We start from the raw sequence: 18,135 nt of genomic DNA, 5'->3' as shown, positions 1-18,135 counted from the left end.
AAGTAATCTCGGGCGTTTTTAATCGTAGTGGAAGCAATTGCCTGCATCAATGCCGATTTTTCTTATTACTTGAGCAAAGTCATGCCTGTTTTGTCCTTGAGCTTACGGCTTTATGCATCGCTTTGCCACACATGCAAATCGCATTAAATGGCATAAAAATGAGTGTCGATAGCGCGAACATGGTTGCCTTTAGTGTGCGCTTGTCGTCAACTTACTGTAGGGAAAGCACCGATGCACGTGATATAGCGGCGGGTTACGATGGCGTCGACGTTGATCACGTCCATACTATTCCGCCGCTTGCCGTAGCTGACAAGCGGCTTTCTTTTTGCGCGCGGAGTTCATACCGCCGAGAGCATGTCGCCTTCCACGTTGAGCGATCCGCCGCGCGCCAATTCCCCGATGATCTTCTCCAGCAATGCGCGATGCTGCGCGGGCGCGGCAAGCGCGTTCGCGGCGGCGCGCATGGCGCGGGCAGATGCGGTCATCGCGAGCAAGGTGTCGAAGGGCATCGAACGCACGTCCATCAACTTGAAGACGATCAGCACTTTCAGCGCGTTCTTTGCGTTGCGGGCAGGGTCGGCGCGCAGATAGTCGAGCCGCGACGCGGCCACGTCGAGTGCGCGCGCGACATCGGTGAAAGGCGCGCCGTGGCCCGGAACGACGACATTGACATCGAGTTGCGCGATGAGATCGAGCACCGCGCGTTCTTCCGCAAAACCGCTTTCGCCTTCGAGTTCCGGAAAAATCACGCCAAAGCCGTTTTCCCATAACGCGTCCGCGCTGATGAGGATGCGCGCCTCGGCGCAATACAGCATGAGCGAGTGCGGATCGTGGCCCGGCGCGCCCAGCACGGACCATTCGAAGCCGCCGAGCATGAGCGTGGCGCCATTCTCGACCGTGCCGTCGAACGTGAACCGGTCACAACGCTGCGCCGTGGCGTGAAACGTCAGCGCCTCTTCGTCCCAGACACGCACCGCGTGCGCTTCACTTTGCGGGATCAGCGTATTGCACGCATAGGTGCGTTGCAGCAGTGCGTTGCCGCCGCAGTGATCCGAATGCAAGTGCGTGTTGACGATCAGATCGAGCTTGCGCGCACCGAGCGCGTGCTGCACGAGCGCCAGCGTTTGCGGCGCGTGCGAGACGTAGCCCGTGTCGATCAACGCCGTGCCCTCATCGCTCGCGAAGAGCACGTTGTTCGACGACAACCAGCCGCGCTCGAACACCGTCATGGAAGCGGGCAGCGCGATCACGCTTGCTCCTTCGGCATGACGACGATAGTCGCCGTCGCCTCGATCACCGTCTCGCCAAGCTGATTCACCGCGCGGCCCGCGAGCTTCACCAGGTCGCCGCGAAGGCTCGTCTTCCACTTTGCATCGAGCACTTGCCAGCGCATGGCGAGCACGTCGTCGGCCTTCACCGCGCGCGTGAGCTTGATGCCGAACTCCAGTCCGAGCGGTTGCGCGTAAGTCGAGAAGTGTTCGGCGATCATCGCCATGAGATGCGCGGTCGGTTGCGTGCCCGACGCGATCAGCGAGCCGAAACGGCTGGCGCGCGCATACGCTTCGTCGTGATGCAGCGGGTTGGTGTCGTTGACGAGCGTGGCGAAGTGGCGAATGGAGTCCGCCGGCAAGGCAATCGTCGCTTCGAACGATTCGCCGATACGCACCACGCGCGCGCCGCGACGACGGCTTTCGCCACGCGCGCGCACGTCGCGTTTCGCGTTATCGTCAATGGACGACCACGCCGCGATTTCGTCGATGGTGCGCAGGCAGCCGTCGCAGAAGCCCGTCTCCGGATTCATGCGACAGACGTCCACGCACGGCGACGCGACCTCGCCTTTCATGACGCGCGCAAGGCGACATCGACAACCGGCGCGCCCGTCAGCGACACGAGTTCTTGCGGCGTCAGATTGAACACCGCGTGCGGATGACCCGCCGCCGCCCACAGGCTTTCGAGCGTGAGCAAGTCTTCGTCAATGAGCGTCACGGGTTCGGTCGCATGACCGATCGGACATACGCCGCCAATGGCATAGCCGGTTTTCTCGCGCACGAACTTCGCATCCGCGCGCGCCAGTTCGCCGACGTGCGCCGCGACCTTCGCTTCGTCCACGCGATTCGCGCCGCTTGCGATCACGAGCACGGGCGCGTCGTCGTCGCGGCGCCGGAAGAGAATGGACTTGGCGATCTGCGCCACGGAACAGTTCAGTCCCGCCGCCGCTTCCGCCGATGTCTTGCCGGTTTCCGGCAGCATTACGACGGGCCGCGCGTGACCGCGTTCCTGCAACAGAAGCGCGACGCGGCGCGCGGAATCGGGAAGGTCATCGAGATTCTGTACTTCGGTCATTGCTTTCCTTTCCATCGAACGATCAACAGGTCAGACGCAGGCGGCAACGGCGTCGCGCTGCTTGGCGAGCAGCGCCTTGCCCGCACGCGACGAACTCGGCTTGCCGATGGCGCGCGAAATGAAGTCGCCTGTCTCGATCAGTCGATCCAGGTCGATGCCCGTCTGGATGCCGAGTCCATTCATCAGATACACGACGTCTTCGGTCGCGACGTTGCCTGTCGCGCCCTTGGCATACGGACAGCCGCCGAGCCCCGCAACCGACGCATGAAATATCTCGATGCCCTCAAGCAGCGCCGCATAAATGTTGCCGATGGCCTGCCCATAAGTATCGTGGAAATGTCCTGACAGGCGTTCGCGCGGAAACGCTTTCGACGCCGCCGCCAACACTTCGCGCGTGCGCTTGGGCGTGCCGACGCCGATCGTATCCGCGATATCGATTTCGTCGCAGCCAAGTGCCTTCATGCGCTCGACGACATCCACCACCGACGCCACGCTCACCTCGCCCTGATACGGACAGCCGAGCGCGCACGAGATGCTGCCGCGCAGACGCAAGCCTGCGTCCTTCGCGGCTTTCGCGACCGGCTCGAAGCGCGCGATGCTTTCCGCGATGCTGCAATTGATATTCTTTTGCGAGAACGCCTCGCTTGCCGCGCCGAAGATGACGATCTCGTCGGCCTTTGCTTCGAGCGCGCCCTCGAAGCCGCGCAAATTCGGCGTGAGCACGGAGTAAATGGTGCCCGCGCGACGCTCGATGCCCGCCATCAACGCGCTGGCATCCGCCATTTGCGGCACCCATTTCGGCGAGACGAACGAAGTCGATTCCACATTGACGATGCCCGCACGCGCGAGCCGGTTCACGAGCTCGATCTTGGTTTCCGTGGCGACGAATTCCTTCTCGTTCTGCAAGCCGTCGCGCGGCCCGACTTCGACGATTTTGACTTGAGTGGGGATCATGCCTGTCTCCTTGCGATTCTCTGACGTCGGTTCGTTGCGTCAGCCAGTTTGCCACATCGGAAGCGAGCGCAAATGTCTGCTTGATTCAAGTAGCTTGGATGTATTGATTGCCGGATGGCAGTTAATGCTTTGATTGAATTGTAGTTTTTTGGCGTTCCACTCCTTTAACGAAAGGCCTGCTAACTATCATGGGCAGCCGAGAATGCCAGCCAGTCCGGGCGAACGCGACGAGGCGAGGCGACTGGCTCGGTCACTTAGTCCCAAGGAACAACGCCGAACGGCAGAAGGTCATCATGAAGTTCGAAACTTATCCGCTTTCCCGAACGCAGGCGCGTGCGGCGAAGCAAACCGCCGCGGCACGCAATCTGTGCGCGGTCTTTCGACTGGACAGCGTTCCCGACAGCACGCGACTGGCGCGCGCGGTGGCGTGCGTGGCGCGGCACTCGCAACCGTTGCGCTGGCGCGTGATCCACGGCGACGATGGTCCGCGCTATCTGCTGCATGAAATCGGGTTGGCAGAACTCGAAGTCGTCGATATCGACGATGCCGATGAAGCCAGCGCATCCTCCATCATTCAGATGCTGTGCGCACGTCCGCTTCGGATAGACGCCGGCGCGCCTTGGGCGCTCACGTTGTTGCGCGGCGCATCTCGCGGCTATCTGGTCTTCGCCTGCCATCCCGCGCTGCTGGACCGCTTCTCATTGCAGCCGTTGTTCGCGGCGATCTCGCGCTCGTACGCGGGCGAGACGCTCGCAGGCGAGCTTTCGCTGGATCAGCGCGGCGTGCTCGTTGCGGAGCGCGCGTCGATGGAAGCGGAGCAATGGCGCGGCGATCTCGCGTTCTGGGTTCGGCAACTGGCCGATGGCGAATTCGCCTGGCAGCCGCCGCGCGCGGAAGGCGCGCCCGGCGAAGCGAGCTTTACGATGGCGCTCGGCGCCGCTACGAGTGGAGCGTTGCGTGAACAGGCCCGCGTGCTCGGACTGAGTATCGAATTTCTGCTGCAGAGTTGCCTGCATGTGCTGCTGCAGAAGATGTCGCGACAGTCGGCGGTGATTACGGCGCATCATCGGCGCGGGCGGGAGCAGTCATACGAGACGATGGGGCACGACGAGCGTCTGCGCTTCATCTGCAGCGAGTTCGACGACGCCATGACGTTGCGCCAGTATCTGCATCATGCGGCGTCGCGATTGGCGATGGCGAATTTCCACGGCAACATTCCCGCAGGCGATATCTTCGACGAACTCAAGCGCCTGCGTCCGGAATACGAACGCGCGACCACTGTGCTGTGCGAGCGCGATCATCTGCCGCATGACGCGCTCGTTCTCGGCGGCGCTCGCGGCGTGCTGCTCACGCGCTTTTGCCGCCGGCCCGAACGGCAGGACGTGGCGATCTATCTGCACGTGAGCGAGGACATCACGCTGCATGTGCAATTGCGTCATCCGCAAGCTTCGAACGGCCTTTCCATCGCCCTCGAACACTACGCGGCATTGTTGTCGGGACTCGCGGTACAACTCGATACGCCTGTCGGCGAGCTCGGTTTCGACACCGCATCGCTCGATGCGCGCCGTCGCGCGTGGTCGCATGGCGCGCCGCTTGCATCGCCGCCGCGCGATGTGCTTGCGTGCATCGACGAGATGGTGCGAACTCAGCCAGATGCGCCGGCGCTGAGTGGCCCCGATGCGCGTTTCACCTACGCGGAACTGGCGGAAGCATCGGCGCGTATCGCGGACGCGCTTGCGCCCCACGCGAAGGCCAATGGTCTTGTCGGCGTATGCGTGTCGCGCGGTGCGCGAGTCGTGGCGGCCATGGTCGGCGTGCTGGCGGCCGGCGCGGGATATGTTCCGCTCGATCCGTTGATGCCCGAAGAGCGGCTGCGCTTCATGGCCGAGGATGCGCAACTGTGCGCCGTGATCGCGGACACCGCGACGCAAGCGCGAGTGCGCGCCGCATTCGATTGCCCGGCGCTGCTCATCGAAGACATGTTTGATACACCGAGCGGCGGACCATCGGCGCTGTTTCGCGGGACCGATCCGTCGCACGCTGCGTATGTCATCTACACCTCCGGCACGACGGGCCGGCCGAAGGGCGTCGTGATCGAGCGCGACATGCTCGCGCACATGATCGCGTCGCTCGAAGGTCGTTACGCACGCAATCCGGGCACGCGCTGGCTGCAGTTCGCATCCGTCAATTTCGACGCCAGTGTCTTCGAGATTTTCAATCCGCTCGCACATGGCGGACAACTCGTGGTTGCACCGGACTCGGTTCGCGCCGATCCCGCCGCGCTGTTCGACTTTCTCGAGCAATCGCGCATCACGCACGCATTTCTGCCGCCGGCCGTCTTGCGCTTGCTGCCGCGCCGCCCGTTGCCGGACCTCGACACGATCATGTGCGGCGGCGAAGCCAGCGACGACGACACCGTGCGCTTCTGGTCCTCGGTCGTGCGCTTGTCCAACATCTACGGCCCGACCGAGGCGACCGTGCTCTGCACGGAGAACACCTTCGGCGACCAGAAGCTCGCCAATCAACTGGGCCGCCCGCTGCCCGGCTACGCCATTCATTTGCTCGATGCCAACGGGCGCGGCGTGCCGCTCGGCGGTATCGGCGAGCTATGCATTGGCGGAGAGTCGGTGGCGCGCGGGTATTTGCGTCGTCCGGAAATGACGGCGGAAAAGTTCATCGATGACGCAAACGCAAACGAAGGCCGGCTGTATCGCTCCGGCGACCTTGGCCGCTTCCTTCCCAATGGAGAGATAGAGTTCCTCGGCCGCAGCGACTTTCAGGTGAAGGTGCGCGGTTATCGGATCGAGATCGCCGAGGTCGAGCATGTGATCGCGACGCAGCCGGAAGTCAGCGCGGTGTGTATCGGCACGCACAGGCATCAGGGCAGCAACGCGCTGGTCGCCTGGTACACGGCGAACGGGCTCGCCGCCGCCGAGCTGCGTCAGCGGCTGGAGACGCTTTTGCCGGCCTATATGGTTCCCGCGTTCATCGTGCCGATTGCACATTGGCCGCTCACCTTGAACGGCAAGATCGATCGCGCGCGCTTGCCCGCGCCTTCGACGCCCTCATCGCAAGCGAGCGCACGCCAGTTCGATTCGCTCGAATGCGCTGTGCAATCGGCGTGGGCCGCGACGCTTGACTTGACGCCGGATGCCATCGACGAAAGCAGTCACTTCTTCGAGGCAGGCGGCCATTCGTTGCTGGCGACGCTGGCTTGCGGACGTATTGGCGCGGCGCTCGGCGTGAACGTGAAGCCCGGCCTTCTGCTTGCCCATCCCGGTTTCGATGCGTTCTGCCACGCCCTGCGCAATACGCTCGATGGCGACGACGCTCTGCCGCCCTTGCTTCACGATGCACGAGCCGCGCCGAGCGTCGCGATAACGAGCGGCATCGTCGAGGCGCTGTTTCATCGCGCGCGCATCGACAGGACTGACAACGCGTACAACATCGTCGTGCGCGCCGACTTCTCGCGCGAAGTGAATCCACTCGAACTGCATGCGGCGCTCAAACGGCTTTTCTCGCGCGATTCGCTCTTCAGTTCCACCCTCACGGATGCTCACGGTGAACTGCGTCTAATTTCGGTGGCGTCTTGCGACTCCGCGCTCATTCCGATCCAAAGCGCCACGGCGGAGACGATCCGCGCGCACATCGACGCATGGACCACGGCAGCGATTCATCCGGACGCAGCGCCTTGCTGGCGCGCGCACATGCTGCTCGATGCCGAAAGCGGCGTGAGCACGGTCCTCATCGGCGTCCATCACGCGCTGTTCGACGGCTGGTCGCTCAAGCTTCTGCTCGATGAACTCGCGGCGCATTACGAAGGTAAGCCGTTTGCGCAGCGCACGCCGAACTGGTTCGACTACTGCGCGTGGATGCATGAGATAGCGAAAACGCCGGCGCATGCGCGCGCACGAAACTACTGGACGAACAAGCTGCGGGGCACGCCACTGCGCCTCGAATTGCCATTCGATTTCACCACGCGCCACACCAACACGAACCGCATCGTTCCCGTTCACCTCACGCGAGAACGCGCCGACAAGCTGCGCCGTATCGCGCAGGATCGAGGCACGACGCTATCGCCCGTGCTGTTCGCGCTGCACCTCGCCTGGCTATGGCGCCTGAGCGGGCAGCCGAAGATTGTGAGCGGCTACCCTCAGGCGGGCCGCGACATTCCCGGCAGCGAGAACGTCTACGGCATGCTCGTGTCGATGGCCGTGATGAAAGTGCGCATCGATCCGCGTCAGAGTTTCGGCGAACTCGTCTCGGCCGTGCACGCGCAAATGCTCGAAGACCGCGATCATCTGCTCGCCACGCCTTACGAGGCCGGCATCGAAGATATCGGCGCGCTCAACACGCTGTTCAGCTTGCAAAGCGGCATCGACTTGCAGGCGCGCATCGGCGCTGGCAGCGTCAGCGTGGAGGAGTTGCCGACGAAGACCTCGAAGGCCGATATTTCCGTGATCCTTTACGCGAATCAGCAAGGGGAAATCGATGGCCGTATCGAATACGATGGTTCGCTCTTCGAAGCGCGCTCGGCCCACGCAATGAAAGACGTGCTGGACACCCTCATCGACGCCGCCGCGAATCAGCCTTCCGCGCTCGTCGGTGAGTTCGCCTATCTGAGCGATGCGCAACGCGCGCTCATCACGGGCTTTTCGCACGGCGCGCCGCTCGACGACGCGGCTTCGTCGATACCGGCGCGCTTCGCATCGATAGCGTCGCGCTTTGCCGATCGCGAAGCCATTCGCTTCGAGAACGAAACACTGCGCTATGACGAACTCGACGCTCTGAGCGAGCGCATTGCCGGCGGCTTGCTGGAACGGGTGACGGCGGGCTCGTGCGTCGGTCTGGCGATGGCGAAGGGCCCGCTTCTCGTCGCCGCGATTCTGGGCGTGCTCAAGGCCGGTTGCGCTTATGTGCCGCTCGACCCTTCCTATCCCGCCGAGCGTCTCACGCACTTCGCAACCAACTGCGCGCTTACCGCATGTATCGCCGATGCAGACGGCCGCGCCGGCCTCGAAGCCGCGCAACTCTCGCATCTCACCTTTCTCGATGCCGACATGCTCGCGCGAGCCGTCCCGCGCGCGCGCCCGGATGTATCGCCCGATGCACTCGCTTACGTCATCCACACCTCCGGCTCGACGGGCAAACCGAAGGGCGTGCTGATCGAACATCACAGCGTCGCGCGCATGGTCGCGGGCGCGGCGACGGCGCTCGGTTATGCGGCTGGCTGCATCAGCACGCTCGTGGCATCGACGAATTTCGACGCCAGCGTGCTCGAAATTTTCCTGGCGCTTCTGAATGGCGGCACGCTCGTCATCGCCCCCGAAGCGGCGCGGCGCGACCCCGAAGTCCTGCACGGCCTGCTCGAGCGCGAATGCGTGACGCACGCCATTCTCGCGCCGGTGCTGTTGCAAGGCTTGCCGAAGAGGCCGTTGCCTGCCATGCAGATGCTTGCGTTCGGCGGCGATACCCTCGACGAAACCGCCGCGCGCTGGTGGTCCGGCCAGACGCGCCTCTTCACGCTCTATGGCCCAACCGAAGCCACGGTGATGGCAACCTGCGGCCAGATCGCGCCCGATGGCCGCGTGCGCGTGCTCGGCAAGCCGCTGCCCAGCTATGACGTCTATCTGCTCGACGCGCAGTCGCAACGCGTGCCGGTGGGCTCCATCGGCGAGATTTGTATCGGCGGGGCGAATCTCGCGCGCGGCTATCGCAACGAATCGACACTGACCATGCGCCGCTTCGTTGCCGATCCGTTCGCGGGCAAGCCCTATGCACGGATGTATAAGACCGGCGACCTCGGCCGCTATCTCGAGGATGGCGAAATCGAGTACTTCGGCCGCAACGACGAACAGATCAAGCTGCGGGGTTTTCGGATCGAGCTGGGCGAAATCGAGAACGAGCTTGCCAGCGTGCCGGGCGTGGAGAGCGTGGCCTGCGCGATGCGCGGCGAAGGCGAGCAACGCTACATCGCGGCTTATTACGTGCTGCAAGCGGATGCGTACGTCGATGAAGACAGGCTGCGCGCGCAGGTTGCGGCCGCGTTGCCGGATTACATGGCGCCCGCGCGCTATACCGAGCTTACGGCTCTGCCCGTTTCGGGTTCCGGCAAGATCGATCGCCGAGCGCTGCCCGAGCCGGCGGCACGATCGAGCGGCTCACCGCCGCGCGCGGGAGTAGAAGCGGACATCGCCGCGATCTGGTGTGCGCTGCTCCATCTCGATACCGTCAGCCGCGAAGACGACTTCTTTCATCTCGGCGGCAACTCCATTCTCGCAATGCGCATGCATGCGCGCGTGCGCGCCGAGACGGGCATCGATTTCGCGATTCCGGCGTTTTATCGCGCGCCGACCATCGCGGCTCTCGCCAATGGCGATGGTTACGACGACATCGCCCGCGCCGTCGCGGACGCCGCCTTGCCGCTCGCGGCGCCCGACGTTGCGCTGCCGCCGTGGCGCGAGAAAGACGGCGCGCGCATCGGCAGCGTCGTTCTGACGGGCGCGAGCGGGTTTATCGGTATTCATTTGCTGGCCGAACTGAGCTGTCGGACCGACACGATCTTCTGTCTTCAACGCTGCGCCGATCCCGCAGCGGGCCTTGCGCGTCTTGTCGATGAAGCGCGTGCAGCCGGTCTGGCAATCGATTTTTCGCGCGTGCAGGTGCTGTGCGCCGATCTCGGGCGGCCGCGTCTCGGTCTGTCCGATGCCGGCTGGCAGCAGCTCGCCGAGCGTGCGGATGCAATCCTGCATTGCGGCGCGCTCGTACATCATCTGCACGGTTACGGCAGTTTGAAGGCCGCGAACGTGGGTGGCACCGAGGCGTTGCTGCAACTTGCGTTATCGGTGCGCATGAAGCCGTTGTGCTTCCTTTCCACCATGTCCGTGCCGATGATGCAACAAGGCGCGACACGCATCGAAGAGCGTATCGACGGCGCGAGGCCGCAGTCCGACAACGGCTATTTGCTTGGCAAATGGGTCGGCGAGCAGCGCGTGCTGGCGTATAGCCGCGCATACGGCTTGCCGGCCACGGTCGTGCGCGTGGGCAACGTCACGGGGCACGGGGAGAGCGGCTATAGCAACTATCGGCATAACCACTTTTGGCTCTTCAATCAGGGATGCATTCAGATGGGCGCGTATCCTGCCACGGGGCAGCCCGTGGAAATGACGCCGGTCGATTTGCTCGCCCGCGCCGTATGCGCGCTTGCGCTGCATCCGCAAGATGGATTGCATGTGGCAAATCTGCAGAACCCGGAGCGTATTGAACAGGCGGAATGGTTCGATGCGCTCGCCAGGCAAGGTCTGCGCGCGAATCCGGAAACGCCGGAAGCGTGGAAGCAGCGCCTCGCGACGATAGACCCGACTAACGGTCTGGCGCTTCTCCGTGATTTCTACACGGGCGACCTCGACTGGCACGACATGCCGGTCGAACAGATCGGCACGATCAGCCGGCTCGCGCAGTTCGATGTGAGTCTTACAATCGACCGTGCGCGGTTGATGCGCGTCTATGTGCGGTATTTGCGCAATGAAGGCTTCATGCCGATCGAGGCAAAAACCATGTGAGGCCGGCGCTGCCGTCTCCTTCAGGCAAGACGGCAGCGCCGCTTACGGTCTTCGCATTCAATACCCTCGCGAAAAATCCACGATACCGCCAATGGTTTCCCCGCGCGACAGCGCCTTGATCTTCGCCGCGATCTGCACGATGCTCTCCTCGCGCAACGTCTCCGCCGAGATATGCGGCGTGACCGACACGCGCGGATGCTTCCAGAACGGATGCTCCTTGGCCAACGGCTCGACATGAAACACATCGAGCGTCGCGGCGGCGAGCTGGCCGCTATCGAGGGCGGCGAGAAGGTCGTCATCGACGAGATGCGGACCGCGCGCCACGTTCACGAGATAAGCACCGCGCGCGAGCTTCGCAAAAGTGCGCGCGTTGAGAATGCCTTCCGTGTCCGGTGTATGCGGCAGCAAGTTGACGAGCACGTGCACGCCATCTAGAAACGCATCGAAGCGCTCGGGACCCGCATAAACCTCGACACCTTCTATTGTCTTCGCCGTGCGGCTGTAGCCTCGCACCGGCACGCCGAGCTCGAGAAGCCCGCGCGCCACTTCACCACCGAGAACGCCGAGACCCAGCACACCCACCGTGAACGATGCGCGCGCATGCTGCGTAAGTTTCTGCCAGCGTCCCTCCCTTTGCAGCGCTTCGTATTCGTCGAAGCGGCGCAGATAGCGCAGAACGGCATACGTCGAATACTCGACCATTTGTTGCGCCATGCCGGTGTCTTCCAGACGCACGAGCGTGGCGTTCGGCGGCAGCGTGCCGGGTTCCTTGCGCTCGACATCGAGGATTGCATCGACGCCCGCGCCGAGATTGAAGATGGCCTTCAATTCCGGCCGGTTCGCGAAGAGTTCGCGCGGCGCGCGCCAGACGATGGCGTAATCGGCGGGCGCGGTGTCGCCAGGCTGCCAGATGCGCAGATCGGCGTCCGGCAGTTCGCGGCGCAAACCGCCGAGCCATGCGTCGGTGTCCGCGTGCTCTTCGTAGAAGATGATTTTCAACGTCCGCCTCCGTCGTTCGATCCACCCATTCTAAAGGGTGCAAAAGCGTGCGGCTGCATCCGCGAGCATATCGACATGACGATTGATTCGTTCGTCCTTGCCGCGCGCCACGCGAAAATGCAAGGTGAACAATGTCAGCGAGAACCGCACATGACGACCAGCAATCGAACACCGCGCCCCGCGCTGCTGACGGTGCCCGGCTTGCACGGCAGCGAGGGCGCGCACTGGCAAAGCTGGCTCGAGCATCAGTATGCCGATACATCGCGTGTCGAACAGGCAGACTGGGACGCACCGCATCTCGACATCTGGGCGAACGCCGTGCTCGCGCAACTCGCGACCATTCGCCGTCCTGTCGTGCTTGCCGCGCATAGCTTCGGCTGTCTCGCGACGGCGCACGCGCTCGCGCAGAATCGAACCGATGCCGAAGTCGTCGGCGTATTGTTCGTCGCGCCCGCGAGCCCGGAGAAGTTCCGTTTCGCCGGTCACTTCGAACCGACGCGTCTTGCCGTGCCTTCCATTCTCGTCGGCAGCGAAACCGATCCGTGGATGCCGCTCGACCACGCGCGCGATCTTGCAGCACGGCTTTCGAGCGCGTTCGTGAATCTCGGCGATGCCGGTCATATCAACACGGCGGCGGGTTTCGGTCCGTGGCCGCGCGCGAAATATTTCATCGACACGCTGGCTCAATATGCTTACCCTGCTGAAAGTTTCGCGGGCGAAGTCTCCTTGCACGAGCACGCGTATGGCTGATGCGCCCGGTTTCATCGACGAACATGAACCATCCGGCCGCCATCGCGCGGCCTTTCTTTTGCAATCGCATTCTTGAGGACGATATGGCGGGATACAGTAAGCGCGTGCTGATGGCAGCCGCGGCGCTCTATATGACGGCGGGCATCGCGCATGCCGATACTTCGTTGCTCAACGTCTCCTACGACGTGACGCGCGAACTGTACAAGGACATCGATACGGCGTTCATCGCCGACTACAAAAGCCGCGCGGGCGAAACGGTGACGGTGAAGCAGTCGCATGGGGCATCGAGCGCGCAGGCGCTGTCGGTGCTTCAGGGACTGCAAGCCGATGTCGTGACGATGAATCAGCCCAACGACATCGACCTGCTTGCCGAACGCGGTCAACTCGTTCCGGCCAACTGGCGCACGCGTCTTCCGAACGGCAGCGCGCCCTACACGACGACCATGGTGTTTCTCGTGCGAAAGGGCAATCCGAAGAACATCAAGGACTGGAGCGATCTCGCGCGGCCGGGCGTGCAAGTGATCATCGCGAATCCGAAGACTTCGGGTAATGGCCGCTACACGTATCTCGCGGCGTGGGGCTACAAGAAGCAGCAGGGCGCAACCGATGCGCAGGCGCTGGACTTCGAGAAAGCGATCCTCGCCAACGTGCCGACGCTCGACACCGGTGGGCGCGGTGCGACCACGACCTTCACGCAGCGCAATATCGGCGACGTGCTCGTGACTTTCGAGAACGAAGTCGGTCTGATCGAAGCAGGCGTCGGCGCGAAGGACTTCGATGCGGTGTATCCGTCATCGAGCCTGTTGGCGGAGCCGCCGGTTTCCATCGTCGACAAGGTGGTGGACAAGCGCGGCACGCGCAAGGAAGCGCAGGCGTACGTGGACTTTCTTTACACGCCGCAAGCGCAGGAGATCATCGCGCAGCATCATTTGCGGCCGCGTAACGCGGAGGTGCTGGCCAAGCATGCAAGCGAGTTCAAGCCGCTCAAGACGTTCACGGTGGAGCAGATCTTCGGCAGCTGGCAGAAGGCGCAGCAAACCCATTTCGCCGATGGCGGGACTTTCGATCAGGTGGTCGAGAAGAAATAACCGAAAGGGCTCGCCACGCGCGAGCCCTTTTCTTTTTACTCTCCGCTCAGTTCGAGCAGCCGCGTTCTTCCGCGCTGACGTTCTGCGCCGATTCCGCGCGCATTCCCAGACGCTCGATCAGCTTGCGGTCCGCTTCGGCTTGCGGGTTGCTCGTCGTGAGCAACTGATCGCCGTAGAAGATCGAGTTCGCGCCCGCCGCGAAACAAAGCGCCTGCAACGCTTCATCCATCTGCTCGCGTCCGGCCGAAAGACGGACCATCGCCTTGGGCATGGTGATACGCGCCACCGCGATCGTGCGCACGAACTCGAAGGGATCGAGCGGCGCGGTGCCCGTGAGCGGCGTTCCGGCCACTTGCACGAGATTGTTGATCGGCACCGACTCCGGATACGGCTCCATGTTGGCGAGCTGCGAGATCAAACCGGCGCGTTCACGCCGCGATTCGCCCATGCCGACAATCCCGCCGCAGCACACGTTGATGCCCACATCGCGCACGCGTTCGAGCGTATCGAGCCGATCCTGATACGTGCGCGTCGAAATGATCTGGCCGTAGAACTCGGGCGACGTATCGAGATTGTGGTTGTAGTAATCGAGGCCGGCATCGCGCAAGCCTTCTGCCTGATGCGGCTCCAGCATCCCAAGCGTCACGCAGGTTTCCAGTCCCATTGCCTTGACGCCGCGAATCATGTCCTTGATCGGCTCAAGATGGCGATCCTTCGGATTGCGCCACGCCGCGCCCATGCAAAAGCGCGTCGCGCCGTTGGCCTTGGCGGCTTCGGCGGCCTTCAGCACTTCATCCACGGCCATCAGCTTGTCGGCTTGCAGGCCAGTGTCGTGATGCACGGACTGCGGACAGTACGCGCAATCTTCCTCGCAGCCGCCGGTCTTGATCGACAGAAGCGTGGAGAGCTGTACGGCGTTCGGATCGAAATGTTCGCGATGCACCGTTTGCGCGCGATACAGCAGGTCGTTGAACGGCAGGTCGTAAAGCGCGACGATATCGGCGACTTTCCAGCGCGCCTGCACGGGCGTTTGCGTCGGCGCGGAGGTTTGCGCGGCAGTTTGCAACGATGGGTTGGCAGTGATGGTCTGCGTCATGAATTCAGTCCTTGAGTAAAAGCCGGCCGAGCAGAAGGCGCGTGTCGAGATGATCGGCGGCGCGCGCGGCTTCGGATGGCGCGAAATGCGGAATCACGCCGATGAGCGGTGCTTCGAGCCGGTGTTGCAGCGAATGAATGTTTTCTTCCGGATAAAGCATGTGCGGATCGACGCGATTCGCCACCCAGCCCGCGATGCGCAAGCCGCGCGACGTGATCGCCTCGGCGGTCAGCAACGCATGGCTGATGCAGCCGAGCCGCATGCCGACCACGAGCACGACCGGCAGCTTCAGCGCGACGGCGAGATCCGCGGTGTCATGGGTATCGTCTAGCGGCACGCGAAAGCCGCCCACGCCTTCCACGACGACGATATCCGCATGATCGCACGCCACGCGATGCGCCTCTACGATGCGCCCGATATCCAGCGCAATGCCTTCACGCGCGGCGGCGATATGCGGCGCAATCGGCTCGCGCATCATGAACGGCGTGCGAATGGCGGGCGGCAGCGCGACGTTGGCGGCGGCATCGAGTTGATCGGCGTCTTCGTTATGCAGCACGCCGTCACGTTCGATTGCGCCGGACGCGATGGGTTTCATCGCGGCGGCGCGCAAGTTCGCGCGCGCGAAGCCATGCAACAGCGCGCACGAGACGAAGGTCTTGCCGATCTCCGTATCGGTGCCGGCGACGAATAGCGATAAAGCGGTCATGTCGTTTCTTTACTGAGCGTGCCAAGTGCTTCGTCGAGTCGGGCGAGGTCGTCGTCGCCATGCGCGGCCGATAACGAAATGCGCAAGCGCGATGTCCCCGCAGGCACGGTCGGCGGGCGGATCGCGGGAACCCAGAGGCCTCGTTTGTCGAGCGCGGCGGCGAGCGCGAGCGTTTCGTCGTTGCCGCCGATGACGAGCGGCTGCACCGCCGTCTTCGATTCGACCGGCAACCAGCGTGTGCGTTTCAACATGCCGCGCGTCGTTTCGATGAGCGATGCCAGATGCTTGCGTCGCGCATCGCCGTCTTCGCTGCCGATCAACCCGATGCTCGCGGATACGGCGTGCGCCACGGCAGGCGGCGACGCGGTCGTGAAGATATAAGGCCGCGCGCGCTGGACCAGCCATTCGATGACCGTCTCGCTTGCCGCGACGAACGCGCCGGAAACGCCCGCCGCCTTGCCTAGCGTGCCGACATAGACGAGATGCGGCGAGCGCAGCGCGAATTGCGCGAGCGCGCCGCGACCTTGCGGACCGAGCACGCCGAAGCCGTGGGCATCGTCGACGACGAGCCACGCACCGTATTTCTCCGCGAGTTCCACGAGACTTTGCAACGGCGCGATATCGCCGTCCATGCTGAACACGGTATCCGTCACGATGAGCTTCGTCGTCGCGTCCGCTTGCGATGCATCGAGCATGGCGTCGAGCGCTTCCATGTCGGCGTGCGGATAAATTTGCACCTGCGCGCGCGAGAGCCTGACGCCATCGATCAGCGACGCATGATTCAGCGCGTCGGAGAACACCATCGTGCCGCGTCCGGCGAGCGTCGAGAGCACGGCGAGATTGGCCATGTAACCGGTGCTGAAGTAAAGCGCGCGCGGGTTGTCGACGAAGCCGCCGGAAAACGCGGCGAGATCGTCTTCGAGTTGCGCGTGGGCGCGCGAATGGCCGCCCAGCAGATGCGAGCCGCCGCTGCCCGCGCCATACAGCGACGCGCCTTCGGCAAGCGCTTCCCGCAGCGCTTCGTGGGCGGCGAGACCGAGATAGTCGTTGCTCGCGAAGCCGATCATCGCGCGGCCATCGACGGTCATATGGGCCGAACACGCGCTGTCGATGGTTCTGCGACGGCGGCGCAAACCGCGCGCGTCGATATCGGCGAGTCCTTGCTGCAGCGTTTCGTAGAGCGCTTTCGATGTGTCGCTCATGCGGTGGCCTCGGCGGCGGCCAGCGTGGCATCGAGCGTTTCGCGCGTGCGCCTGGCGAGCAGCGCGAGTTCGTCGTCGGTGAGCACGTATGGCGGCATCAGATAAACCGTCTTGCCGATAGGACGCAGCAACAGTTCGCGCTGCAGCCCCAACTCGAAGAAGCGACGCGAGAACGCGCGATCTTCGGTGACGACATCGAACGCGAAGATCGTGCCGCGCTCGCGCAGATTGCGCACGCGTTCATGCCTCACGAGCGGCTGCAAGGCCTCGCGCAAAAGCGCGGCTTTGCGGCGATTCTCCGCGAGCACGTTGGCGCTTTCGAACAGATCGAGCGTCGCGAGCGCGGCGCGGCATGCAAGCGGATTGCCCGTGTACGAATGCGAATGCAGAAAGCCGCGCGTAACGTCGTCATCGTAGAAAGCGGCGTAGATGTCATCGCGCGTGAGCACGATGGAAAGCGGCAGATAACCGCCGCTGATGCCCTTCGACAAGCACACGAAGTCCGGCCAGATGCCCGCTTGCTCGCACGCGAAGAAAGTGCCGGTGCGGCCGCAGCCGACAGCGATCTCATCGGCGATCAAATGAACGCCGTGTTCATCGCACAGGGCGCGCAAGCGGGTGAGATACGACGCGTCGTACATCGCCATGCCGGCCGCGCATTGCACGAGCGGCTCGACGATCACGGCGGCGAGATGCGCGGCGCGTTGTTCGAAGAGCGCGCGCATGGCGTCGATGGCTTCGTCTTCGCCGCTCGCCGCCGGCGATGCGACCACATGCGCGTGGCGGATCAGCGGATCGTATGCGTCCTTGAAGAGCGCGACATCGGTCACGCCGAGCGCGCCGATGGTTTCGCCGTGATAGCTGTTCGCCATGCACACGAACTCGCGCTTTTCACTTTGCCCACGGTTGCGCCAGAAGTGAAAGCTCATCTTCAACGCGATCTCGACGGCGGACGCGCCATCGGACGCAAAAAAAGCATGACCGAGCGTGTGCCGTGTGAGCGCGGACAGCCGTTCGGCCAGTTCGACGGCGGGCGCATGCGTGCAGCCCGCGAGCATCGCGTGTTCGAGCGTATCGAGCTGATCCTTGAGCGCGCGGTTGATGTCGGGATTCGCGTGGCCGAACAGATTGACCCACCACGAACTGATGGCGTCGAGATAGCGGTTGCCCGCCGGGTCGTAGAGCCACGCGCCCTTGCCGCGCGCGATGGGCACGAGCGGCATGCGCTCGTGGTGTTTCATCTGAGTGCACGGGTGCCACACCGCGGCGAGCGAGCGCGCGACCCAGTCCTGATTGTCTTCTGTGTTCAAAAACGGCTCCCAGGCGGCGCATGGCGCCAGCCGGATACATCGGGCAAGCCGCGAGGGCCTGCGCTATTCGAGGATTGCGCCTGACTTCGCGCGCTTCGATTATGGCGAAAATATCCGGAAGCTTC

Annotated in this window: 12 protein-coding genes; 3 read left to right on the top strand and 9 right to left on the bottom strand. The window is 63.5% G+C overall.

What is annotated here, in order from left to right; translation table 11 throughout:
- Nucleotides 1-338: 338 nt before the first annotated feature.
- From ACYQ47_RS20500 to ACYQ47_RS20485, 4 genes are read right to left on the bottom strand one after another with little or no spacing between them, the layout of a single operon-like run.
- Entirely contained in the window at nt 339-1,250 is a 912-nt protein-coding gene (locus tag ACYQ47_RS20500) for an MBL fold metallo-hydrolase (protein ID WP_459906598.1), read from the bottom strand.
- On the bottom strand, nt 1,247-1,801 hold the full coding sequence (locus tag ACYQ47_RS20495) for an FAS1-like dehydratase domain-containing protein (protein WP_459906597.1): 555 nt from the start codon (nt 1,799-1,801) through the stop codon (nt 1,247-1,249). The genes ACYQ47_RS20500 and ACYQ47_RS20495 overlap by 4 nt, the downstream gene beginning before the upstream one ends.
- Before the next feature lie 38 nt (nt 1,802-1,839).
- On the bottom strand, nt 1,840-2,343 hold the full coding sequence (locus ACYQ47_RS20490; RefSeq protein WP_250462638.1) for a YbaK/EbsC family protein: 504 nt from the start codon (nt 2,341-2,343) through the stop codon (nt 1,840-1,842).
- 30 nt (nt 2,344-2,373) lie between these two features.
- Nucleotides 2,374-3,297, bottom strand: coding sequence for a hydroxymethylglutaryl-CoA lyase (locus ACYQ47_RS20485; RefSeq protein WP_459906596.1), 924 nt, complete (start codon nt 3,295-3,297; stop codon nt 2,374-2,376).
- A gap of 293 nt (nt 3,298-3,590) precedes the next feature.
- On the opposite strand from ACYQ47_RS20485, the gene ACYQ47_RS20480 reads away from it, so the two are divergent.
- Entirely contained in the window at nt 3,591-10,859 is a 7,269-nt protein-coding gene (locus ACYQ47_RS20480; RefSeq protein ID WP_459906595.1) for a non-ribosomal peptide synthetase, read from the top strand.
- 57 nt (nt 10,860-10,916) lie between these two features.
- Here the strand turns inward: ACYQ47_RS20480 and ACYQ47_RS20475 are convergent, their stop codons facing one another.
- Nucleotides 10,917-11,858 (bottom strand): 2-hydroxyacid dehydrogenase, encoded by a 942-nt coding sequence (locus ACYQ47_RS20475; protein WP_459906594.1) that lies wholly within the window; start codon nt 11,856-11,858, stop codon nt 10,917-10,919.
- Between the two features lie 150 nt (nt 11,859-12,008).
- Here ACYQ47_RS20475 and ACYQ47_RS20470 point away from each other — a divergent pair, with 150 nt between their 5' ends.
- Complete coding sequence (locus ACYQ47_RS20470; protein ID WP_244826782.1) at nt 12,009-12,608, top strand: RBBP9/YdeN family alpha/beta hydrolase; 600 nt, start codon at nt 12,009-12,011, stop codon at nt 12,606-12,608.
- A 110-nt stretch (nt 12,609-12,718) separates the two neighbouring features.
- Nucleotides 12,719-13,696 carry a sulfate ABC transporter substrate-binding protein gene (locus ACYQ47_RS20465; RefSeq protein ID WP_250491775.1) on the top strand — a complete coding sequence of 326 codons (978 nt, stop codon included), beginning with the start codon at nt 12,719-12,721 and terminating at the stop codon, nt 13,694-13,696.
- A 46-nt stretch (nt 13,697-13,742) separates the two neighbouring features.
- On the opposite strand, the gene bioB is transcribed toward ACYQ47_RS20465, so the two are convergent.
- The 4 genes from bioB to ACYQ47_RS20445 are packed head-to-tail and all read right to left on the bottom strand — an operon-like array spanning nt 13,743 to nt 18,010.
- A complete protein-coding gene (bioB, locus tag ACYQ47_RS20460; RefSeq protein ID WP_309841117.1) occupies nt 13,743-14,792 on the bottom strand; it encodes a biotin synthase BioB in 1,050 nt (349 codons plus the stop codon).
- A gap of 4 nt (nt 14,793-14,796) precedes the next feature.
- Nucleotides 14,797-15,498, bottom strand: coding sequence for a dethiobiotin synthase (gene bioD, locus ACYQ47_RS20455; RefSeq protein ID WP_459906593.1), 702 nt, complete (start codon nt 15,496-15,498; stop codon nt 14,797-14,799).
- Nucleotides 15,495-16,700, bottom strand: a complete 1,206-nt coding sequence (gene bioF, locus ACYQ47_RS20450) for an 8-amino-7-oxononanoate synthase (protein ID WP_459906592.1) — start codon at nt 16,698-16,700, stop codon at nt 15,495-15,497. Before bioF ends, bioD begins: the two co-directional genes overlap by 4 nt.
- Complete coding sequence (locus tag ACYQ47_RS20445; RefSeq protein ID WP_459906591.1) at nt 16,697-18,010, bottom strand: adenosylmethionine--8-amino-7-oxononanoate transaminase; 1,314 nt, start codon at nt 18,008-18,010, stop codon at nt 16,697-16,699. Before ACYQ47_RS20445 ends, bioF begins: the two co-directional genes overlap by 4 nt.
- Nucleotides 18,011-18,135: the final 125 nt, after the last annotated feature.

This window comes from Caballeronia sp. HLA56, assembly GCF_054655155.1.
This window is presented reverse-complemented; position numbering and strand designations above follow the sequence as displayed.